The following is a 21,206-nucleotide window of genomic DNA, read 5'->3' as shown; positions in this document are numbered from 1 at the left end:
TCTATGATGGGGCCATGGCCGACGAGACCCGCACCCTGAGCCCCGCGCCGGGCAGCACACCCCACACCTCCCAAGAAGCCCTCGCGAGCGAGCGCACGGGCGGACCGGCGCCGTGGACCATCCGCCTCGTGCTCGTCGGCCTCGTCCTCGCCGCGCTCAACCTGCGCCCCGCCATCACCAGCCTCGGCGCGCTCTTCGAAGAGGTGCGCGACGGGCTGCACATGAGCGGCAGCGTCGCCGGTGTCCTCACCTCCGTACCGCCGCTCTGCTTCGCCGTCTTCGGCGTCTTCGCGCCCCGCCTCGCCCGCCGCTTCGGCCCCGCCGTCGTCGTCTGCGCGGGCATGGTCGCGATCGCCGCGGGCCTGCTGCTGCGGCCGTTCGCCGGCGGCACCCCCGGCTTCCTCGCCGCCAGCGCGCTCGCCCTGATGGGCATAGCCGTCAGCAACGTGCTGATGCCGGTGATCGTCAAGCGGTACTTCCCGGACCGCGTCGGCTCCATGACCGGCCTGTACTCGATGGCCCTCGCGGCCGGCACCGCCCTGGCCGCCGCCGCCACCGTCCCGGTCACCGACGCGCTCGGCGGCAGCTGGCGCACCGGCCTGAGCGTGTGGGCGCTGCTCGCCGCCGTCGCCGTACTGCCGTGGCTGCTGCTCGTCCGCGACCGCGGCTCCCGTACGGCGGGACAGCCCTCGGCCGTCCGCGAGGAGGCGGAGGCCCCCGCCTTCAAGATCACCCGCAGTCGCACCGCCTGGGCGCTCGCCTGCTTCTTCGGCCTCCAGGCCACCGCCGCGTACATCACCATGGGCTGGATGCCGCAGATCTTCCGGGACGCCGGGGTGTCCGCCGGGACCGCCGGCGTGCTGCTCGCGGTGACCATGGTGATGGGCGTGCCGCTCGCGTTCGTCATCCCGCGCGTCGCCACCCGGATGCGCAACCAGGGCCCGATCGTCGCCGTCCTCGGCGCCTGCGGCCTGGCCGGCTACGCGGGCCTCTACTTCGCCCCGGCCGCCGGCGCCTGGGCCTGGGCGCTGCTGCTCGGCATCTCCAACTGCGCCTTCCCGCTCGCCCTCACCATGATCGGGATGCGCACCCGGACCGGCACCGGCGTGGTGCGGCTCTCCGCCTTCGCCCAGTCCACCGGGTACCTCATCTCCATCCCCGGCCCCACCCTGGTCGGCGCCCTCTACGACAGCAGCGGCGGCTGGGGCCTGCCGATCGCGCTGATGGCGGGCCTGATGGTGCCGCAGATCGTCGTCGGTTCGCTGGCGGGCCGGGACCGGACGGTGGAGGACGAAGCGGGGATGCGAGACTGAGCGCATGCCTGTGCTCGACCCGAACCCCCAGAACGGTCAGAAGAAGCTCCTCATCGTGCTCGGCGCGATGCTGGCGATCACGGTGGTCATCGCCGTGATCGCGACGATCGCCTCGCCCTGACCTGCGCCGACGCGCCCCATGGTGGTGCTGGCCCCCCTATCCCCTAGGGGGAAAAGCCCCGGGGTAAGTGGGTGGGTCACCCGATGGGCTCCGGGCTCCCCCTTCCGTAGGTTCGAAGTACGTCAGCGAGACCACGTACTTCACCTTTACGGATTTACGGAGGCGGCCATGTCGGCCCGTACGCACACCCGGTCCACCCAGCCGGCCACCGGCCGCGCCGACTTCCGGCTCCCCTGGTGGGGCGTTGCGCTCCCCACCGTCGCCTTCGTCGTGCTGCTGGTGCTCATCACGGGCTCGCACGACGCCGAGGCCGCATCCGGGGACCCCGCTCTCAGCCACCTCATGGACCGCATTCAGCACTCGCTGTCCCGGTGAACACCCTTGTCAACCCTGGCGCGAGAGCTCATCGGGACCCTGCGCCCGATGGCGTGATTCGTGCGAAGCTGTTGGGCATGAGCGTCGACACACCCCGCAGGATCGTCCTCCTCCGGCATGCGAAAGCCGACTGGCCCCAGGTGTCCGACCACGACCGGCCGCTCGCCGACCGCGGCCGCACGGACGCCCCGGTGGCCGGGCGCAGGCTCGCCGAGACCGGAATCGCCTTCGACCTGACTCTCTGCTCGACCGCGGCCCGTACCCGCGAGACCTGGAAACTGGCCGTGCAGGAACTGCCGCACCGCCCCAGGACCGTGTACGAGGAGCGGCTGTACGAGGCCTCGCTCGGCGAGCTGCTCGCCCTCCTGAACGAGACGCCGGACGACGTCGACAACGTCCTCCTGGTCGGCCACAACCCCGGGATGCACGCGCTCGCCGACGCGCTGGCGGGCGAGTCCGAGGGGGACGTGCTGCCGAGGATGAACCGCAGCGGCTTCCCGACGGCCGCGTTCGCGGTGGTGGCGTTCACCGGCTCGTGGAAGACGGTGGAGCACGGCGTGGGCAGGCTGACGGACTTCTGGGCGCCGCACGCGTAAGACGTACGTACGGGAAAGGGCCCCGGAGCGGAGGAAACGCCGCCGGGGCCCTTCTGTGCTGTACGTGGCTAGTGGGGCAGGTCCACGAAGCCGTCGGCGGCCTCGACCTCTTCCCGGGTGATGCCGAGGAGGTAGAGCACGGTGTCCAGGAACGGCACGTTCACGGCGGTGTCGGCGGCCCGGCGGACCACCGGCTTGGCGTTGAACGCGACGCCCAGACCGGCCGCGTTGAGCATGTCGAGGTCGTTGGCGCCGTCGCCGATCGCCACGGTCTGGTCGAGCGGGACGCCCGCCTCGGCCGCGAACTCGCGCAGCAGCCGCGCCTTGCCCGCCCGGTCCACGACGGCCCCGGTGACGCGGCCGGTGAGCTTGCCGTCGACGATCTCCAGGGTGTTGGCGGAGGCGAAGTCGAGCCCGAGGCGCTCCATCAGGTCGTCGGTGACCTGGGTGAACCCGCCGGAGACGACGCCCACTTGGTAGCCGAGCCGCTTGAGCGTACGGATCAGGGTGCGGGCGCCGGGGGTGAGCCGCACCTCGGCGCGGACCTTGTCCACGACGGACGCGTCGAGCCCGGCGAGCAGCGCCACGCGCGCGTGCAGCGACTGCTCGAAGTCGAGCTCGCCCCGCATCGCCTGGGCGGTGACCTCGGCGACCTTGTCCTCGCACCCGGCGTGCGCGGCGAAGAGCTCGATGACCTCGTCCTGGATGAGCGTGGAGTCCACGTCCATGACGACCAGCCGCTGGGCGCGGCGGTGCAGCCCCGCCGAGACGACGGCCACGTCCACGCCGAGGGCCGCGGCCTCGGTGGCGAGCGCGGTGCGCAGGGGCTCGGTCTCGGTGCCGGAGACGGCGAACTCGACCGCCGTCACGGGGTACTTGGCGAGCCGGAAGATACGGTCGATGTTGCCGCCGGTCGCGGTGATCCGGGCCGCTATGGCCGCCGTGGACTCGGCGGTGAGCGGGTGCCCGAGCACGGTGACGTGCGAACGCCCGCTGCCGCGCGGCCGGTTGTCGCCGGTACCGGAGATGATCTCGGCCTGGAGCCGCAGCGACTCCGCCCAGCTGTGCACGGTGGCCCGCAGCTCGCCCTCCGTGCTCACGGTCGGCTCGGTGACGAGCGCGCACAGGACGATACGGCCACGGGTGACGACCTGCTCGATGTCGACGACGTCGACGGAGTAGGCGGCGAGGGTGTCGAAGAGCCCGGCGGTGATCCCCGGCCGGTCCTTCCCGAAGATCTTGACGAGCAGGGTCGGCGTGTCCGCGTCCAGGAGGGGCACGTCAGGGTTCTGACCAGCGGGGCGGGGGGGCTGAGAAGCGCTCATGGTGCTTCCACCGTATAGGCCGCCCGAGTCCCCCCGACGCCCTGTCCCGCCCACCGGACAGCTGTGTCCCTTAAGAAACCCAAGATGACAGCGGAGCGAAACCTGTTGGTCACTCAGGGGTGACGGGGAAGTCGGCCCGGGGTCTGTCTGCGGGCCGGTGGTGGGTTGCTCGCGCAGTTCCCCGCGCCCCTAAGGATGCCGCTCCGCGGCATCCCCCTGGGCGCCCCGCAGGGGCGCATCTCAGGGGCGCGGGGAACTGCGCGACCAGCCCCCCCCCACGGTCCGCAGACGAACGATCCCCCGGAGGGTTTAGGGAAGGGGCGGGGAGGGGCCATCTCCCCGTAGATACGGATTCGTCTCGTCCACCGGAGGCCGATACACCGGCGAGGGGGAGTAGGGCCCCGCCCGCCCGTACACCTCCTCCGCAGACGGCCCCACCGGCGCCGGACCGGGCAAGGCCCCGCCCGAGGCCAGCGGCGCGGCCCGCCGCCCCGCAGCCCCCACCCCGTAAGCCAGCAAGCCCCCCACACACCCAGCCAACGCCCCCCACCCCGCCCCAAGGACCAGCGCAAGCCCCGCGTTCCCGTGCAGCTCCACCCCCGCCCCGAACGCGTTGAACCCCAACACGGACAGCGACGCGTCCGCGGACACCCCCGTCAGCCACACCAGCAGCGGCAGCGCGACCGCGGTCGCCACACCCAGCCCCACCGCGCACCGCCCCGCGAACGCGCCCGCCGACAACCCCCGAACCGGCGTACGCGCCGCCGCGAGCACCCCCGCGTACAGCATCATCACGCCCGTGGCGACGGCCAGCAGCCAGACGCGCCCGTCCAGTTCGGCCAGCCGCCCCAGGCTCACGCTCTGGTCGTCCTTGAAGCCGAGCAGCTTGTCCAGCGGGTCCGGCAGCACCTGCACCAGCGCCCCCGTGGCATGGCCGTTCCAGGGGACGAACAGGCCGAGCGGCAGCGCCAGCCACACCCCGTTCGGCGCCCCGAGCAGCGCGGCGCCCGCGATGCGCCCGGGATGCCCGTCGCCCGCCATCGCGTACGCGGCCGCCGCGAGCCCCGCCGCCACCGCCACCAGGACCACCGCGACCAGCGCGGACGCGGCGGGCCGCACGACCCGGTGCACCCACTCCCAGCCGCGCGGCAGCGGGGAGCGCCGCGAGGCGAGCAGCGCGACCAGCAGCACCCCGAGCACCCAGAACACCGCGCCCGCCAGCGAGTCCGCCGTGTTCACGGTGAAGCCGACCTGAGCCTTGGCATCGGCGAGCTTGCCGAGCCGGTCCGGCAGCAGCCCGCCGATGTCCCCGATGTCCCCGAGGTCGCCGAGCCCGGGGATCGACACCCCGCCGCTGCCCGGCGACTTCCCGGTGTCGAGGCCGAGCGAGCCCCCGTCGATGGTGACCAGGTCGTGGCCCGCCCAGGCGAGCCCCGCCACCACCCCGACGAACAGCACCACGACCCCGCCCGCCCGCGCCGCGAGCTCCGCGCCGGGCAGCACCGCGCCCGCCGCCCGCAGCGAGCGCAGGAAGAAGAAGGCGAGCAGCAGCGCCCCGGCGAGCGACACCCCGAGTGGCGTGATCTCGACGGCCGTCTTCGCCTGCGCACCCGTCAGACCGAACGCCGAGACGTCGCCCGACGGGGTGACCGAGCCGCCCGCACCGAGCACCACCACGGCCGCCGTCATCGGCCCCAGCGCCCCGGCCGCGTCGGCGCCGAGCAGATGCAGCCCGAGGGCAGCCGTGCCCGCCATCGCGACCAGCGCCCAGCTGACCGAGGCGAGGGAAGCCAGCAGGACATCGGCCCAGGGAATGCCGTCGGGCGCCCCTCGGGCCCCGGTAGCATCCGGGGTCCCGAGCCCCCCGGAAACGCTCTTCCCGCCCCTGTCGCCCCTGCTCATCAGGCCCCCCGGGATTGGTCCAAGTTGTCCCATTCGCGCATGATCCGTACGCAGTCATGGGTGCTTACTACTTTCCGGGCGCGTTTCTCCTGAGTCAACGGCGCACGCGCACACGGCTGTTGCTCGACTGCAACAGGTCTGTGCCACTAATTCACAAGGGTCGGGTTTCGGATACGAGCCCGGGCCTGAAATAGTTCCCCACGATGTTCGCCATCCCTAGACTCCCTGTATCGGGGGATTGCTCGGGGGACAACAAGTGGGGCATGGAGTGCCGGAACTCGTACTGGAATTGAATGGCAGGACCTGGACGCTCGACGCGTCCCGGTCGTACACCCTCGGACGTGATCCGCAGGGCGACATGGTGATCGACGACGCCAGGGTCTCGTGGCGGCACGCCACGATCAGCTGGGGCGGCCGGAGTTGGGTCATCGAGGACCACGGCAGCACCAACGGCACCTATGTGCAGGGTCAGCGGATCCACCAGATGGAAATCGGCCCCGGGTCCTCGGTGCACCTGGGCAACGCGACGGACGGCCCGCGGCTGAATCTCACCGGTGCCGCCGCCGCTGCCCCGGCGGGAGCCGCCGCGTACAGCGCGCCGGCCGCCGCCCAGCAGGCGCCGCAGCAGGCCCCGCCGCAGCAGCCCCAGCAGGGCGGCCAGGGCTGGGCCCCGCAGCAGCCCCAGCAGGCGGCCCCGCAGCAGCAGGTTCCCCAGCAGGCGCCGCAGCAGGCCTGGCAGCAGGCGCCGCAGCAGCAGCCCCCGCAGGCGCACGTCCCGCATCAGGTCCCGCCGCAGCACGGCCCCGGCCCGGCGGCGGGCGCGTCGGCGGCCTACGGCGACCGCAGCCCCACCACGTTCCACCAGGTGGCCCTCGGCCGGGTGATGCGCATCGGCCGTGCGCTGGAGAACGAGCTGGTCGTCTCCGACCTGCAGGTCTCGCGCCACCACGCCGAGTTCCACTCGACGCCCGACGGCCGTATGGAGATCCGCGACCTCGGGTCGCACAACGGCACGTACGTCAACGGCATGCCGATCGCCAAGGGCGGCTCCGCGCTGCTCGGCCCGAACGACATCGTCGGCGTCGGTCACTCCACCTTCCGTATCGTCGGCGACCGCCTCGAGGAGTTCGTCGACACCGGTGACGTCTCCTTCTCGGCCCGCCACCTCACGGTGACGGTCGACGGCGGCAAGCAGATCCTCAAGGACGTCTCCTTCGGCGTCCCGGAGAAGTCGCTGATCGCCGTCATCGGCCCCTCGGGATCCGGCAAGTCCACCCTGCTCAAGGCGCTCACCGGCTACCGGCCCGCCAACCAGGGCGACGTCCTCTACGACAACCGGAACCTGTACAAGCAGTTCGCCGAGCTGCGCCAGCGCATCGGTCTGGTCCCGCAGGACGACATCCTGCACAAGGAGCTGACCGTCAAGAAGGCGCTGAAGTACGCGGCCAAGCTGCGCTTCCCCGCCGACACCAGCGAGGCCGAGCGCCAGCAGCGGATCGACGAGGTCCTCGGCGAGCTCAAGCTGGACATCCACAAGGAGAAGAAGGTCACCTCCCTCTCCGGCGGCCAGCGCAAGCGCGTCTCGGTCGCCCTGGAGCTGCTGACCAAGCCGTCCCTGATCTTCCTGGACGAGCCGACCTCGGGCCTGGACCCGGGCATGGACCGCGACGTCATGCAGCTGCTGCGCGGGCTCGCCGACGACGGCCGCACGGTCCTCGTCGTCACCCACTCGGTGGCCGAGCTGGCGATCTGCGACAAGCTCCTGGTGATGGCACCGGGCGGCTCGGTGGCGTACTTCGGTCCGCCCGAGGAGGCGCTGAACTTCTTCGGCTACGGCACCTGGGCCGACGTCTTCTCCGCCTTCGAGAACTACCGCGACTACGACTGGGCGGGCCGCTGGAAGGGCTCGCAGCACTACCAGATGTACGCCGCGGACATCGACGCGGTGGCCGCCCAGTCGGTGCAGATGCCGTCCCCCAACCAGATGCGCCCGCCCAAGCCGCAGGGCTGGGGCTCGCAGCTGTGGACGCTGATGCGCCGGTACTCCTCGGTCATCGCCTCCGACAAGGGCTTCCTGGGCCTGATGGTGATACTGCCCGCCGTCCTCGGCGCGGTCAGCGTGGTCATCCCGGCGAAGTTCGGCCTCGCCCCGCCCACCGGCGCCAGCAAGTTCAACAGCGACGCGGGCACGATCATGCTGATCCTCGCGGTCGGCATGTGCTTCTCGGGCGCGGCCAACTCCGTACGAGAACTGATCAAGGAACGGGTCATCTACGAACGGGAACGGGCCACCGGCCTCTCCCGCTCGGCCTATCTGATGTCCAAGGTCATCGTGCTCGGCGTGATCACCGCGATCCAGGGCGTCATCATCTGCGGCATCGGCTTCTCCACCCGGGAGCTCCCGAAGGAGGGCCTGATCATGCCGCCGGCCGTCGAGATCTGCCTGGTGGTCATCGCCCTCGGCTTCACCTCGATGATGTTCGGCCTGGTCATCTCCTCGCTGGTGAAGACCGCCGAGAAGACCATGCCGCTCCTTGTCATGTTCGCCATCGTGCAGGTCGTCTTCACCGGCATCCTCTTCAAGGTCTTCGGCTCGATCGGCCTCGAGCAGTTCGCCTGGCTGATGCCCTCGCGCTGGGCCATCGCGGGCGCCGGTACGACATTGGACCTCGCGCACCTGATGCCGCCGTGGGACCAGAACAACCCCACCGACCTGGACCCGCTGTGGAAGCACTCGGCGAGCCAGTGGGGCATCAACATCACCGTGCTGATCGCCCTCGGCGTCATCTGCGGCTTCGCGGTCGCGCGGCTGCTGCGCCGCCACGAGCCGGAGGTCATGCGCAAGTAGCGCGGGCCCCGCACACACGCCGAAGGGCGGCCCCCCACACGGGGTGCCGCCCTTCGGCGTGTGCCGTCGGCGTTCGTCAGTAGGCGCCGTTGACGTTGTCGATCGAGCCGTACTTGTTCGCCGCGTAGTTCGCCGCGGCGGTGATGTTGGCGACCGGGTCGTAGATGTTGGTCGACGTGCCGGACACGTGGAACGCGTTGAACGTCGGCTGGATGACCTGGAGGAGGCCGATCGACGGGGTGCCGTTGATGGCGTTGATGTCCCAGCCGTTGATCGCGTTCGGGTTGCCGGTCGACTCGCGCATGATGTTGCGGTACAGACCGTTGTACGAACCCGGGATGCCCTTGGACTTCATGATGTCCAGGGACTGCTTGATCCAGCCGTCCAGGTTGTTGGCGTACACCGGCTTGCGGGCGGCGGCGCGGCTCGCGGCGGCGTCGGCCTCGCGCTTCTTCGCCTCGGCCTCGGCCTTGGCCTTCGCGTCGGCCTCGGCCTTCGCCTTGGCCTGCTTGGCGGCGGTGACGTGCTGCTTGGCGATGCTCGCCTCGACGGCCTTGGCGTTGGTGCCGGCGGCGGTCACGGAGAAGGCGACGGGCTCGGCGGCCACGGCGGTACCCGACTCGCCACTGCCCGGCAGGACAGAGAAGGCGAGGGCGGCGGCGCCGAGAGCGGCGACACCGGCAATCGAGATCTTGTGCGTCTTGTTCAGACGACTGTGACCAGGGTTGCTGGACTCGGGCATGGTTGTGGGACCTCTTCCGAATGGCGGGGACGGCACACGAAAGCGCCGCGGCGGTGAGCCGCAGCGCTGTGCGACGGGAGCCATTCTTAGCGGCCGCAAAATCCTGTGGCAAAGGTGTGACGTACGAAGCGGGATAGTGGATCAGGGGCGGGGAAAAAGCACCTCCCGCCCCCGCTCGCCCCGCTCACAGGGCCCTTATCTCTCCACTACGCTGCTTCGTAAGTGATGTGCGTCCTATGCCCGGGCTCACATCGACCGCGTAACAGTCTCACCAACAGTTGCAGGAGCAATTCGGTGCGTCACGGTTGTCGTCCGGAAGTATGAGGTGGACGTCGCCGAACTCGTGCCAGAGGTAGAGCGCGCTCAGCGCCTCGGCGTACGCGGCCCCTATCGCCGTCCGCCCCGCTATCGCCTCCAGCATCAGCAGGTGCGAGGCCTCCGGTTCGTGCAGCCCGGTCAGCAGCCCGTCCACCACGCGTACCCCGCGCTCCGGCGTCACCACCAGATCCGTCCACCCGGACGCGGGCCGCACCACCCCGTCCACCCCGGCGGCCGACTCAAGGGCCCGCACCGCCGTGGTCCCCACGGCCACGATCCGCCCACCGCCTGCTCTGGCCGCGTTCACCAGCCGCGCCGTCGACACCGGCACCTCGAACCGCTCCGGATACGGCGGCTCGTGCGCCTCCGCCGAGGCCACCCCCGTATGCAGGGTGATCGGCGCGAACTGCACCCCGCGCCGCACCAGCTCCGCGACCAGCTCCACCGTGAAGGGCCGCGCCGCGCTCGGCATCTCCGCCGAGCCCACCCCGTCGGGCGAGGAGAGCGCGAAGACCGTCTGGTACGCGGAGAGCGGCTGATCGCCCGAGGTGTACGCGTACCGGATCGGCCGCCCGTACCGCGCGAGCAGCCCCGGCACGTCCGAGGTGTCCGCACGGGCCCACCACAGCCGGTCCCCGTCCGCGCTCAGCGGCTCCTCCAGGCACAGCCGCCGCCCGCCCGGCAGCGCCACCGTCGTGCACGCGCGCGTGCCGGTACGCCGCCGGGTACTGCCCGACGGCTCAGGGGTGCGCAGCTCGACCGCCCAGCGCCCGTCCGCGCCCAGCGTCGAGAAGTGCACGACCACCCGCTCGCCGTCGACCGTGCCGTCCACGGCCGACGGCATGGTCGCCGACGTGTTGACCACCAGGACGTCCCCGGCCCGCAGCTGCCCGGCCAGCTCCCGGAACGCGTGATGGGAGACCTCCGTGCCGCGCGACACCATCAGCCGCACGTCGTCCCGCCCCGAGCCGCGCACCTCGGCGGGCACCGAGGCCATCAGCTCCTCGGGCACCCGGAGGGCGATGTCCGCCGTCATCGTGCCCCCGCTCCGCCCGGGCCCCGCCTCACCGGGCCACCTCCACCAGCGCGGGGGCCGCGTACCGCCCGCTCGCCGGGCGGCGCTCGATCAGGCTCAGGAAGCCCGGCACCACCGTCTCGGGCTCGGGCCGCTCGTCCTCGTCGCCCGGCACGGCCGCCCGGTACAGATCGGTCCGCATGTCGCCCGGGTCCACCGCCCACACCCGCAGCCCCGGCTCCTCCACCGCGAGCACGGCCGCCAAGTGGTCGAGCGCCGCCTTGGACGCCCCGTAACCGCCCCAGGTCGCATAGGCCTCGGCCGCCGCGTCGGAGCTGACCGCCAGCACCGCCCCCGCCTTCGAGTCCCGCAGCAGGGCGAGCGACTCCTGCACGAGCCCCAGCGCCGCCACCACATTGGTCTCCAGGGCCGCCCGGAACCCGTCCAGGCTCTGCCGCTCCAGCGGCACCAGCGGCTCGGCGCCCAGCGCGCTCGCGTTGTGCACGAGCAGATCGAGCCCGCCCAGCTCCCCGGCCGCCGCCACCAGCGCCCGGCGGTGCGCGCCGTCCGTCACGTCCCCGACGAGCGCCACCACCTTCGTTCCGTGTCCGTCCAGCGCGTCGGCCGTCTCCTTCAGTACGGACGCCGTCCTGGCGTCCAGGACGAGGTCCCAGCCCCGGGCGGCCAACGCCCGCGCGAGCGCCCGCCCAAGCCCCTTCGAAGCACCCGTGATGATCGCTACCGGCATGATCTTCCGTCCCCTCGCAGTCCGCTGCGTCGCTGTCCGTCGGCGGTGCGCGTCGGCCGCACGGGCCCCGGTCCGCCGACAGCCCCAGCGTCGCTCCCCGCCCGCCCCCGCCGCCTCAGCCGCGCGCCCCAGCCGCCCAAGGCACTTCGACCTAGTCCCCGGGACCCATCCGGCCGCCGTCCACAGGCGGATACGCACCGTCACACCCCACGGGTACGGTGATCCCATGAGCCACCGACCGAGCTCCGGCCTCGCCGCCGTGAGCACCGCACTCCTCGCCATGAGCAGGCATCTGGAGGTCCGCGACGTCCTCAAGACGATCGTCGCCTCGGCCCGCGACCTGCTCGACGCGGAGTACGCGGCACTCGGCGTCCCCGACGACCACGGCGGCTTCGCCCAGTTCGTCGTCGACGGCGTCAGCGACGAGCAGTGGAAGGCGATCGGCCCGCTGCCGCGCCAGCACGGCATCCTCGCGGCGATGCTCAACGACCAGAAGCCGGAGCGCATAGCCGACGTCCGCAAGGACCCCCGCTTCGGCGGCTGGCCCGCCGCGCACCCCGACATGTCCGACTTCCTGGGCGTGCCGATCCGCGACGGCGACGAGACGCTGGGCACGCTCTTCCTCGCCAACAAGCGCTGCCCCAAGCCGGAGGGCGGCTGCGGCTTCACCGAGGACGACGCCGAACTGCTCGGCATCCTCGCCCAGCACGCGGCGATCGCCCTGACCAACGCCCGGCTCTACGAGCGCAGCCGCGAGCTCACCATCACCGAGGAGCGCACCCGCCTCGCCCACGAGCTGCACGACGCGGTCAGCCAGAAGCTCTTCTCGCTCCGGCTGACCGCCCAGGCCGCGGCGGCCCTGGTGGACCGCGACCCCGCGCGCGCCAAGGGCGAGCTCCAGCAGGTCGCCGCGCTCGCCGCGGAGGCCGCCGACGAACTGCGCGCGGCCGTGGTCGAGCTGCGCCCGGCCGCCTTGGAGGAGGACGGCCTGGTCAACACCCTCCGTACCCAGATCCAGGTCCTCGACCGCGCCCACAGCGCCGAGGTCACCTTCGAGAACTGCGGAGTCCGGGCACTTCCGCCCGCCCAGGAGGAGGCGCTGCTGCGCGTCGCCCAGGAGGCCCTGCACAACGCCCTGCGCCACGCGGACGCCGAGCACGTCTCGGTCGTTCTCGTCCGGCGCGGCCAGGGCGCCGCCCTGCGGGTCGTCGACGACGGCCGCGGATTCGAACCCCGTGCGGTCCGCCGCGCCGGGCGCCACCTCGGCCTGGTGTCGATGCGGCACCGGGCCGGCGGCGTCGGCGGCCGGCTCATCGTGAAATCGGCGCCCGGAGAGGGCGCCACGATCGAGATGGAGGTGCCAGGTGGCTGACAGCATCAAAGTCCTCCTGGTCGACGACCACCAGGTGGTCCGCCGCGGCCTGCGGACGTTCCTGGAGGTCCAGGACGACATAGAGGTCGTCGGCGAGGCCGCCGACGGCGCCGAGGGGGTCGCCCGCGCCGAGGAGCTCAAGCCGGACGTCGTCCTGATGGACGTGAAGATGCCCGGCATGGACGGCATCGAGGCGCTCCGCAAGCTGCGCTCCCTCGCCAACCCGGCGAAGGTGCTGATCGTCACCAGCTTCACCGAGCAGCGCACGGTGGTGCCCGCGCTGCGGGCGGGCGCGGCGGGCTACGTCTACAAGGACGTGGACCCGGAGGCGCTGGCCGGCGCGATCCGCTCTGTGCACGCGGGGCACGTGCTGCTCCAGCCCGAGGTCGCGGGCGCGCTGCTCTCCCAGGACGACGCGGGCGGCGGCCAGGGCCGGGGCACCTCGCTCACCGAGCGCGAGCGCGAGGTCCTGGGCCTGATCGCGGACGGCCGCTCCAACCGGGAGATCGCCCGGGCCCTGGTCCTCTCCGAGAAGACGGTGAAGACCCACGTCTCCAACATCCTGATGAAGCTGGATCTGGCGGACCGCACCCAGGCGGCCCTGTGGGCGGTCCGGCACGGCCTGACGACCTGACCGCCGTATAGGCGTAAATACGGATCGTCATGCTCCAGTGAAAGATTCATACCGTCGGGTGGATGTCACCCGTCCGGCGCATCCCCGGCGACCGGTGGGCGTTCTCCAGTGCGTGCTAGCGACGGACCGTCGCAGCGAGACCAGGAGGAACCTGAAGTGAAGAACCTGAAGAAGGCCGCCGCCGTCGCCATGGTCGCCGGAGGAATCGTCGCAGCGGGCGCCGGTGCGGCTGCCGCGCACGGTGGGGCGGACGCGCACGGCAAGGCCGAGAACTCCCCGGGCGCGGTCTCCGGCAACCTGGTCCAGGTCCCGGTCCAGGTCCCGATCAACGCCACGGGCAACTCGCTGAACGTCGTGGGCCTCCTCAACCCGGCCTTCGGCAACGAGTCCTCCAACTCCTGACGCCACCCCCGCCGAGCGTCTGTAGCCCCACCCCACCCCTTCCCGAAAGCCCTCTGGCGGGCGGCCGGGTGGGGGTTGGGTCGTCTGCGGCCCGGTGCTGGGTTGCTCGCGCAGTACCCCGCGCCCCTACCTACCTAGGGGCGCGGGAACTGCGCGACCAGTTGGGGACGGCCCGCAGACGAACACAAGGGGGTCCGGGGGCGAAGCCCCCGGGAAGCGAGCCTCCACCACCCACCCACCCCCGGAGGGTTTAGGGGAAGGGGCGGGGTGGGGGACCCTCCACGTACGAGTTGTACGCCGCCACCCGAGCCCGCCGAGCCACCCGCTCCACCGGCCGCAACACCTCAGCCCGAGCGGCGAGCTCAGACGCACTCACGGCCCCGCCAACACCCTCCGCCGCCGCAGCCACCTCCACCAGCAGCCCCACCCGCCGGGCAAGCTCGAGCACCCGCACCGCCCGAGGCGGATACCCGGGAGCCAGGACCGGAGAGTCAGGCCCCTCGGCCCGCGCCCGGTACGCGTCGATCGCCGCCTCCGCCGCCGGCCCCGACCCGGCCACGTCGAGCCGGGTCAACGCGACCGTCGCATCCCGCAGCGCCTCCGCGAGCTCGCGCTCCGCCTCCCCTAGCGAGGGCACATCGGCCGGCGGCGCCTCCCGTACCGCCAGGCACTGCCAGACGACCTCCACCCGCACATCACCGGCGGGCCCCACCTCGGTCACCTCCGGCACAAGCCCGTGCGGCGCCCCGTACCCGACGACCGCCTCCGCCGCGTCCAGCGCCCGCGCGTTGAACTCCGGCGGCCCGCTGAGCCCCAGCGGATGCCCCGGCGCGGGCAGCGCGACCCGGAAACCGGTCACCCCGAGCCCCCGCAGCCGCCCGAGCGCCAGCGTGAGCCCCACCGGCCCCGCTTCGCCCGGCACCCCCGCCACCCGGTGCACCGTGTCGTCCCCGACGATCGCCGACGCGGCGTCATCCGGTGAAACTTTCCCGGCCAACAGGGCGTTTCCCCATGCGGCCAGCCGACCTGAACGTGGTTCCGAGAACATGGACCCAGCCTAGGTACTGGCCCTCACGGCAGGTCCACTCCCTCGGTGGCGTAGGTTTTCCCTGGGAGATTTCCCCGGGACCCTGCCCACAGGCACAGCCCGGACCTCAAGACGATTGCATGGGGAGACAACGCGCTCATGAGCGATGTACTGGAGCTGGTGGACGTATCCGTGGTCCGCGACGGACGCGCTCTGGTGGACGACGTCTCCTGGTCGGTCAAGGAGGGTGAGCGCTGGGTGATCCTCGGCCCCAACGGTGCCGGCAAGACCACCCTCCTCAACATCGCCTCCAGCTACCTCTACCCGACCACGGGTACGGCGAAGATCCTCGGCGACCGCCTCGGCAAGGTCGACGTGTTCGAGCTGCGCCCGCGCATCGGCATGGCCGGTGTCGCCATGGCCGACAAGCTCCCCAAGCGCCAGACCGTGCTCCAGACGGTGCTCACCGCCGCGTACGGCATGACCGCCACCTGGCAGGAGCAGTACGACGCCGTCGACGAGGAGCGCGCCCGCGCCTTCCTCGACCGGCTCGGCATGACCGACTACGTCGACCGCAAGTTCGGCACCCTCTCCGAGGGCGAGCGCAAGCGCACCCTGATCGCCCGCGCGATGATGACCGACCCCGAGCTGCTGCTCCTCGACGAGCCGGCCGCCGGTCTCGACCTCGGCGGCCGCGAGGACCTGGTCCGCCGCCTCGGCCGCCTGGCCCGCGACCCGTACGCGCCCTCGATGGTCATGGTCACGCACCACGTCGAGGAGATCGCCCCCGGCTTCACCCACGTCCTCATGATCCGCCAGGGCAAGGTGCTCGCCGCCGGCCCCATGGAGACCGAGCTCACCTCCCGCAACCTCTCCCTCTGCTTCGGACTCCCGCTGGTCGTCGAACACCGCGGCGACCGCTACTCCGCGACCGGTCTGCCCCTCGGCTGACCCCGGGCGCTCCCCGGGCGCACTGTCCGTGACGGGGCCCCCGGACCTACGATGACCTCGTGGACGCATGGGTTGGGTGGCTGATCGCGGCGGCGGCTCTCGGGATTCCCCTGGTGCTGACCGCCATGCCGGAGTTCGGCATGCTGGCCGTCGGCGCGGTCGCTGCGGCCGTGGCCGCGGGCCTGGGCCTCGGCACCGTCGCGCAAGTGCTGGTGTTCGTGGTGGTCTCCGTCGCCCTCATCGCCGTCGTCCGGCCCATCGCGGCCCGGCACAGCGCCGAGCGGCCCCGCTTCGCCTCCGGCATCGACGCGCTGAAGGGCCGTCAGGCCGTCGTCCTCGAACGGGTCGACGGCAGCGGCGGCCGGATCAAACTGGCGGGCGAGATCTGGTCGGCCCGCAGCCTCGACGCCGACCGGTCCTTCGACCCCGGCCAGCAGGTCGATGTGGTCGAGATCGACGGAGCGACTGCCATCGTCATGTGAACCATGCCAGGATCATCCGGGCCGGGAGCCGCACAGCTGCCGAGCACTTCCTAGAGGCAAGAAAGGCACGGGGAACGCGATGTCAGCGATCATCATCGTCCTGATCATTCTGGTGGTGCTGGTCTTCATCGCCCTGATCAAGACCATCCAGGTGATCCCGCAGGCCAGCGCGGCCATCGTGGAGCGCTTCGGCCGCTATACGAGGACGCTGAACGCGGGCCTGAACATCGTCGTCCCGTTCATCGACTCGATCCGCAACCGCATCGACCTCCGCGAGCAGGTCGTGCCGTTCCCGCCGCAGCCGGTGATCACCCAGGACAACCTGGTCGTCAACATCGACACCGTCATCTACTACCAGGTGACCGACGCCCGCGCCGCCACGTACGAGGTCGCCAGCTACATCCAGGCGATCGAACAGCTCACCGTCACCACGCTCCGCAACATCATCGGCGGCATGGACCTGGAGCGGACCCTCACCTCCCGCGAGGAGATCAACGCGGCCCTGCGCGGCGTCCTCGACGAGGCCACCGGCAAGTGGGGCATCCGCGTCAACCGCGTCGAGCTCAAGGCCATCGAGCCGCCGACCTCCATCCAGGACTCGATGGAGAAGCAGATGCGCGCCGACCGTGACAAGCGCGCCGCGATCCTCCAGGCCGAAGGTGTCCGGCAGTCCGAGATCCTGCGCGCCGAGGGCGAGAAGCAGTCCGCGATCCTGCGCGCCGAGGGCGAGGCCAAGGCCGCCGCGCTGCGCGCCGAGGGCGAGGCCCAGGCGATCCGTACGGTCTTCGAGTCCATCCACGCGGGCGACCCCGACCAGAAGCTCCTCTCGTACCAGTACCTCCAGATGCTCCCGAAGATCGCCGAGGGCGACGCCAACAAGCTCTGGATCGTGCCCAGCGAGATCGGCGACGCGCTCAAGGGACTGTCCGGCGCGTTCGGCAACCTCGGCAGCGGGATGCCCGGCTTCAACACGGGATCCGAGCGCCGCGAAGAACCGCCCGTCGACTGAGACCAGTTGACTGTGCGGTACATCATCCGTGCATGATCGGTGCGGCCCCTCGACCTCCATGGCGGGGAGGCGTCTCACTGATTGTGTAAGGAGATGGCGTTGTCCATCTGGGAAGCACTCGCGGTGTTCGCGGCCGGCATCGGCGCGGGCACCATCAACACGATCGTCGGCTCAGGCACCCTGATCACCTTTCCCGTGCTGCTGGCCATCGGTCTCCCGCCGATCACGGCGAACGTGTCCAACACCCTCGGCCTGGTCTCCGGCTCCATCAGCGGAGCCATCGGCTACCGCCGCGAACTGCGCGGCCAGACCCGCCGCATCCTGCGCCTCACGTCCACCTGCCTGCTCGGTGGACTCGTCGGCGCGATCCTGCTGCTCGCCCTGCCGTCCGACGCGTTCGACGCGATCGTCCCCGTACTGGTCGGCCTCGCGCTGCTGCTCGTCCTCTTCCAGCCGCGCATCGCCGCCGCCGTCAAGCGCCGCCGCGAGGCCAACGGCACCCAGGCCCACCCCGACGGTGGCCCCGTCCTGCTCGTCGGCCTCTTCCTCGCCAGCGTGTACGGGGGCTACTTCGGCGCGGCACAGGGCGTGCTCTACCTGTCCCTGATGGGCCTGCTGCTCTCCGAGAGCCTGCAGCGCATCAACGCCGTCAAGAACATCCTCGCGGCCCTGGTCAACGGCGTCGCCGCGATCTTCTTCCTCTTCGTCGCCGACTTCGACTGGACGGCGGTCCTGCTCATCGCGGTCGGCTCGACGATAGGAGGCCAGATCGGAGCAAAGGTAGGCCGCCGCCTGAAGCCGGCGGTGCTGCGGGGGGTGATCATCGCGGTGGGTGTGGTGGCGATCGTGCAGCTGTTGCTGCGCTGAGAAAAGACTGGGGCGAGGCCTAGGCCTCGCCCCAGTCTTTTAACTGACGCTTACAGCGTGCGCTTACGCGGCCCCCCGAGCCAACCACTCCGGCAGAGCGGACCGATCACCGGCCGCCATGCCGAGCAGCATCGCATCCGCAGGAGACGGCACAAACGGCTCCCGCAACAGCGGCATTCCCGCCTCCTCCGGCGTCCGGTCGGCCTTCCGATGGTTGTCCTCCGCGCAGGACGCCACCGTATTGAGCCAGCTGTCCCGCCCGCCCTGAGCCCGCGGCACCACGTGGTCCACGGTCGTCGCGCGCCGTCCGCAGTACGCGCACCGGTGCTGGTCCCGGACCAGCACCCCCCTTCTCGACCACGGAGCCTGTCTTCGGAACGGCACCCGTACGTACCTGCAGAGCCTGATCACCCGCGGCACCGGTATCTCCACCGCGGCCGCGCGCATCCTGAGCTCGGGATGCTCCTGCTCGACGACGGCCTTGTCCTGGAGGACCAGCACGACCGCACGGTTGAGAGTGACCGTCGACAGCGGCTCGAAGCTCGCGTTCAGTACCAGCGTGTCCCGCATCCTGCCCACCTCCGTGTAGTGCCGGCCCACCCCCTGGCGGGCTTGGATCAACTCTGGCCGGGCTTGCCACAACGGACAACGCATTAAAAATGCCCTGCTCTGATCTCTCCAAGACCAGAGCAGGGCAAACAATGAAGGAACGATCAGCTACCCGGAGTCAGCTGTTCGAGGGACCGGTGTACGTACCGATCAGCTGGGCGCGTGCCAGAGTGTGGAACCGCAGATTGAATCCGACGACGGCGGGCGACACGTCCGCGCCCGGTCCCAGCTTCGCGGAATCCACCGCGTAAACGGTGAACACATAGCGGTGCGATTCCCCGGCCGGCGGAGCCGCCCCGCCGAAGTCCTTCGACCCGTAGTCGTTGCGGACCTGGACCGCCCCGGCCGGCAGACCCTCGAACTTCCCGCTGCCCGAGCCGACCGGCAGCTCGGTCACCGACGCCGGGATGTCGAACACCACCCAGTGCCAGAACCCGCTGCCCGTCGGGGCGTCCGGGTCGAAGCACGTCACCGCGAAGCTCTGGGTCTGCGCCGGGAACCCCTCCCACCGAAGGTGGGGGGACGTGTTCCCGGCCGCGTACACCTGGGCGTCCTGCAGCGGCGCACCCTCCTGGACGTCCTCGCTCACCACGGTGAACGAGGGCACCTCGGGGTGGAAGTCATGGGGGAGCGGCGGCCTCTTGAGCTCGCTCACGCGGGCACCTCCTGATCGGTAACCAGTGACGAAGGCGAGCCTAGAACCAGTTGCGCCGACCGCCGACCTCCGCCAGCCACTGGTGCAGATACGCCGCCCAGTCCGTCCCCTGGTAGTCGTGCAGACCCACCTGGAACGAGCGGTACGAGTCGCTGCCCTCGCTGAACAGACCCGGCTTCTTGTCCATCTCCAGGACGACGTCCATCGCGCGGTCGTCCGCGACGAAGGTCAGCTCCACCTGGTTGAGGCCCCGGTACTCCGACGGCGCGTAGAACTCGATCTCCTGGTAGAACGGCAGCCGCTGGCGCGTGCCGCGGATGTGCCCGCGCTCCATGTCCGCGCTCTTGAAGCGGAAGCCCAACTGGATGAAGGCGTTGAGGATCGCCTGCTGCGCCGGCAGCGGGTGCACGTTGATCGGGTCCAAGTCGCCCGAGTCCACGGCGCGCGCGATCTCCAGCTCCGTCGTCACACCGATGTGCATCCCGCGCAGCGGCTGGCCGTCGACCGTCGTGACCGGGGTCTCCCAAGGAATCTCCAGGCCGAACGGCACCACGTGCACCGCGCCCGCCTTCACCTCGAAGGCACCGCCGAGGCGCAGCTTGGTGAACTCGATGTCCTGCTTGGCCTCGTGGTCACCGCCCTCGACCTCGACGCGCGCCTGGAGACCGACCGAGAGCCCCTCGATCTGCTGGTCCACGGATCCGCCCTGGATCCGGACCTCGCCCTGGACGACACCGCCCGGCACTACGTTCGCCTCGGTCAGCTCGGTCTCCACCGAAGCGCCACCGGCACCCAGACTCGCAAGCAGCCGCTTGAACCCCATGCTGTTCCCTCCATAGATCCTGCCCCCACTAAACGCACAATCGCGGCCTCCGGTTCCGTCCCCCCACCGGGTACGCTCGGACGCCATGATCGCGGGCCCCGAACGTACGCCACTCCCACGCGGATTCTTCGACCGCCCCGTCCTGGAGGTCGCCCCCGACCTCCTGGGCCGCACCCTGGTCCGCCGCACCGCCGACGGCCCGGTCGAGCTGCGGCTCACGGAGGTGGAGGCGTACGACGGCGCGAACGACCCCGGTTCGCACGCATTCCGCGGCCGCACGGCCCGCAACAGCGTGATGTTCGGCCCGCCCGGCCACGCGTACGTCTACTTCACGTACGGGATGTGGCACTGCCTGAACGTGGTGTGCGGGCCGGAGGGCGCGGCGAGCGGGGTCCTGCTCCGGGCGGGCGAGATCCAGGTGGGCGCGGAGCTCGCGCGTAAACGTCGAATCTCGGCCCGAAATGACAAGGAACTGGCCAAAGGACCGGCCCGGCTGGCCACGGCCCTGGACGTCGACCGGGCCCTCGACGGCACGGACCTCTGCACCGGTACGGATGCCCCGCTCTCCGTACTTATGGGGACCCCGCCACCCGCCGACCTGGTACGCAGTGGACCGCGCACCGGAGTGGGCGGCGACGGAGCCCCACATCCCTGGCGGTTCTGGATCTCTGACGACCCGACAGTCAGCCCGTACCGGGCGCATCAGCCGCGCCGCCGCGCAACTTGACTCGGCCCGGCCGGACGCCTAACGTAGCCCGAGCCGCTTGAGACGGGCCCTGCTGTTCAGCAACCCGAAGCGGCCACCCACTACCTACGACTGACCCCAACGGGTCCTTGTTTCGGCATGCCGGAATTCGGATTTAGTGGCTCGATTATGAGCCGCCCGGGAAATCAGCTAAAGTAGTGACCACGCCGAAAGGGAAACCGCGAAAGCGAAAACCCCGAAAGCGAATCCCGCTGACCGGGAATCGGACACGAAAGAGTCTGATAGAGTCGGAAACGAAGGAAGCGCCCGGAGGGCCCGGAAACGGGAACAAAGGAAGCGTCCGTACCTTGAGAACTCAACAGCGTG

General features: G+C 71.0%; 22 protein-coding genes. 13 read left to right on the top strand and 9 right to left on the bottom strand.

Features of this window, described 5'->3' with window-relative positions; all coding sequences use genetic code 11:
- The first annotated feature begins 14 nt into the window (after positions 1-14).
- The 4 genes from IE252_RS35550 to IE252_RS35540 all read left to right on the top strand — a co-directional run bounded on the left by IE252_RS35550 (position 15) and on the right by IE252_RS35540 (position 2,405).
- Positions 15-1,313 carry a CynX/NimT family MFS transporter gene (locus IE252_RS35550; RefSeq protein ID WP_190093603.1) on the top strand — a complete coding sequence of 433 codons (1,299 nt, stop codon included), beginning with the start codon at positions 15-17 and terminating at the stop codon, positions 1,311-1,313.
- A 4-nt stretch (positions 1,314-1,317) separates the two neighbouring features.
- Positions 1,318-1,434 carry an SGM_5486 family transporter-associated protein gene (locus IE252_RS44045; protein ID WP_257582640.1) on the top strand — a complete coding sequence of 39 codons (117 nt, stop codon included), beginning with the start codon at positions 1,318-1,320 and terminating at the stop codon, positions 1,432-1,434.
- 168 nt (positions 1,435-1,602) lie between these two features.
- Positions 1,603-1,809 (top strand): hypothetical protein, encoded by a 207-nt coding sequence (locus tag IE252_RS35545; protein WP_190093602.1) that lies wholly within the window; start codon positions 1,603-1,605, stop codon positions 1,807-1,809.
- A gap of 77 nt (positions 1,810-1,886) precedes the next feature.
- Positions 1,887-2,405 (top strand): SixA phosphatase family protein, encoded by a 519-nt coding sequence (locus IE252_RS35540; RefSeq protein ID WP_190093601.1) that lies wholly within the window; start codon positions 1,887-1,889, stop codon positions 2,403-2,405.
- Positions 2,406-2,473: 68 nt separating this feature from the next.
- Here the strand turns inward: IE252_RS35540 and serB are convergent, their stop codons facing one another.
- Positions 2,474-3,730, bottom strand: a complete 1,257-nt coding sequence (gene serB, locus IE252_RS35535; protein WP_190093600.1) for a phosphoserine phosphatase SerB — start codon at positions 3,728-3,730, stop codon at positions 2,474-2,476.
- 309 nt (positions 3,731-4,039) lie between these two features.
- Positions 4,040-5,632 carry a streptophobe family protein gene (locus tag IE252_RS35530; protein WP_373298666.1) on the bottom strand — a complete coding sequence of 531 codons (1,593 nt, stop codon included), beginning with the start codon at positions 5,630-5,632 and terminating at the stop codon, positions 4,040-4,042.
- Between the two features lie 256 nt (positions 5,633-5,888).
- Here IE252_RS35530 and IE252_RS35525 point away from each other — a divergent pair, with 256 nt between their 5' ends.
- Positions 5,889-8,480: an ABC transporter ATP-binding protein/permease gene (locus IE252_RS35525; protein ID WP_190093599.1), complete on the top strand. Its 2,592-nt coding sequence runs from the start codon at positions 5,889-5,891 to the stop codon at positions 8,478-8,480.
- Positions 8,481-8,556: 76 nt separating this feature from the next.
- Here the strand turns inward: IE252_RS35525 and IE252_RS35520 are convergent, their stop codons facing one another.
- The 3 genes from IE252_RS35520 to IE252_RS35510 all read right to left on the bottom strand — a co-directional run bounded on the left by IE252_RS35520 (position 8,557) and on the right by IE252_RS35510 (position 11,303).
- Positions 8,557-9,222, bottom strand: coding sequence for a transglycosylase SLT domain-containing protein (locus tag IE252_RS35520; RefSeq protein ID WP_190093598.1), 666 nt, complete (start codon positions 9,220-9,222; stop codon positions 8,557-8,559).
- Positions 9,223-9,490: 268 nt separating this feature from the next.
- On the bottom strand, positions 9,491-10,576 hold the full coding sequence (locus tag IE252_RS35515; protein WP_190093597.1) for an S-adenosylmethionine:tRNA ribosyltransferase-isomerase: 1,086 nt from the start codon (positions 10,574-10,576) through the stop codon (positions 9,491-9,493).
- 28 nt (positions 10,577-10,604) lie between these two features.
- Positions 10,605-11,303, bottom strand: coding sequence for an SDR family NAD(P)-dependent oxidoreductase (locus IE252_RS35510; RefSeq protein WP_190093596.1), 699 nt, complete (start codon positions 11,301-11,303; stop codon positions 10,605-10,607).
- Positions 11,304-11,529: 226 nt separating this feature from the next.
- Between IE252_RS35510 and IE252_RS35505 the strand changes: the two genes are divergently transcribed.
- From IE252_RS35505 to IE252_RS35495, 3 genes are all read left to right on the top strand, one after another.
- Positions 11,530-12,675 (top strand): GAF domain-containing sensor histidine kinase, encoded by a 1,146-nt coding sequence (locus IE252_RS35505; RefSeq protein ID WP_190093595.1) that lies wholly within the window; start codon positions 11,530-11,532, stop codon positions 12,673-12,675.
- On the top strand, positions 12,668-13,309 hold the full coding sequence (locus IE252_RS35500) for a response regulator (RefSeq protein ID WP_101387663.1): 642 nt from the start codon (positions 12,668-12,670) through the stop codon (positions 13,307-13,309). The genes IE252_RS35505 and IE252_RS35500 overlap by 8 nt, the downstream gene beginning before the upstream one ends.
- Positions 13,310-13,465: 156 nt before the next feature.
- Positions 13,466-13,711: a chaplin gene (locus tag IE252_RS35495; RefSeq protein WP_190093594.1), complete on the top strand. Its 246-nt coding sequence runs from the start codon at positions 13,466-13,468 to the stop codon at positions 13,709-13,711.
- Between the two features lie 250 nt (positions 13,712-13,961).
- Here IE252_RS35495 and IE252_RS35490 read toward each other — a convergent pair whose 3' ends face one another.
- The gene (locus tag IE252_RS35490) at positions 13,962-14,759 is read right to left on the bottom strand and encodes an Rv1486c family protein (protein ID WP_190093593.1); all 798 of its coding nucleotides are present in this window, start codon (positions 14,757-14,759) and stop codon (positions 13,962-13,964) included.
- 138 nt (positions 14,760-14,897) lie between these two features.
- On the opposite strand from IE252_RS35490, the gene IE252_RS35485 reads away from it, so the two are divergent.
- The 4 genes from IE252_RS35485 (at position 14,898) to IE252_RS35470 (ending at position 18,047) form a co-directional block, all read left to right on the top strand.
- Positions 14,898-15,689 (top strand): ABC transporter ATP-binding protein, encoded by a 792-nt coding sequence (locus IE252_RS35485; RefSeq protein WP_190093592.1) that lies wholly within the window; start codon positions 14,898-14,900, stop codon positions 15,687-15,689.
- A gap of 59 nt (positions 15,690-15,748) precedes the next feature.
- The gene (locus tag IE252_RS35480; protein ID WP_190093591.1) at positions 15,749-16,171 is read left to right on the top strand and encodes an NfeD family protein; all 423 of its coding nucleotides are present in this window, start codon (positions 15,749-15,751) and stop codon (positions 16,169-16,171) included.
- A gap of 79 nt (positions 16,172-16,250) precedes the next feature.
- Positions 16,251-17,180, top strand: coding sequence for an SPFH domain-containing protein (locus IE252_RS35475; protein ID WP_190093590.1), 930 nt, complete (start codon positions 16,251-16,253; stop codon positions 17,178-17,180).
- A gap of 93 nt (positions 17,181-17,273) precedes the next feature.
- Complete coding sequence (locus IE252_RS35470) at positions 17,274-18,047, top strand: sulfite exporter TauE/SafE family protein (protein WP_190093589.1); 774 nt, start codon at positions 17,274-17,276, stop codon at positions 18,045-18,047.
- A 63-nt stretch (positions 18,048-18,110) separates the two neighbouring features.
- On the opposite strand, the gene IE252_RS35465 is transcribed toward IE252_RS35470, so the two are convergent.
- From IE252_RS35465 to IE252_RS35455, 3 genes are all read right to left on the bottom strand, one after another.
- Positions 18,111-18,617, bottom strand: coding sequence for an HNH endonuclease (locus IE252_RS35465; protein ID WP_101392297.1), 507 nt, complete (start codon positions 18,615-18,617; stop codon positions 18,111-18,113).
- Positions 18,618-18,774: 157 nt separating this feature from the next.
- Positions 18,775-19,311 carry a YbhB/YbcL family Raf kinase inhibitor-like protein gene (locus tag IE252_RS35460; protein ID WP_190093588.1) on the bottom strand — a complete coding sequence of 179 codons (537 nt, stop codon included), beginning with the start codon at positions 19,309-19,311 and terminating at the stop codon, positions 18,775-18,777.
- Positions 19,312-19,351: 40 nt separating this feature from the next.
- Positions 19,352-20,134, bottom strand: coding sequence for a sporulation protein (locus tag IE252_RS35455; RefSeq protein WP_190093587.1), 783 nt, complete (start codon positions 20,132-20,134; stop codon positions 19,352-19,354).
- A gap of 85 nt (positions 20,135-20,219) precedes the next feature.
- Between IE252_RS35455 and IE252_RS35450 the strand changes: the two genes are divergently transcribed.
- Positions 20,220-20,861 (top strand): DNA-3-methyladenine glycosylase, encoded by a 642-nt coding sequence (locus tag IE252_RS35450; protein ID WP_190093586.1) that lies wholly within the window; start codon positions 20,220-20,222, stop codon positions 20,859-20,861.
- Positions 20,862-21,206 lie beyond the last annotated feature (345 nt).

Source organism: Streptomyces melanogenes (assembly GCF_014649795.1).
In the GTDB taxonomy this organism is placed as follows: Bacteria; Actinomycetota; Actinomycetes; order Streptomycetales; family Streptomycetaceae; genus Streptomyces; species Streptomyces noboritoensis.
Note: the sequence above shows the minus strand (reverse complement) of the source record. Positions and strands in the feature narration are given on the sequence as shown.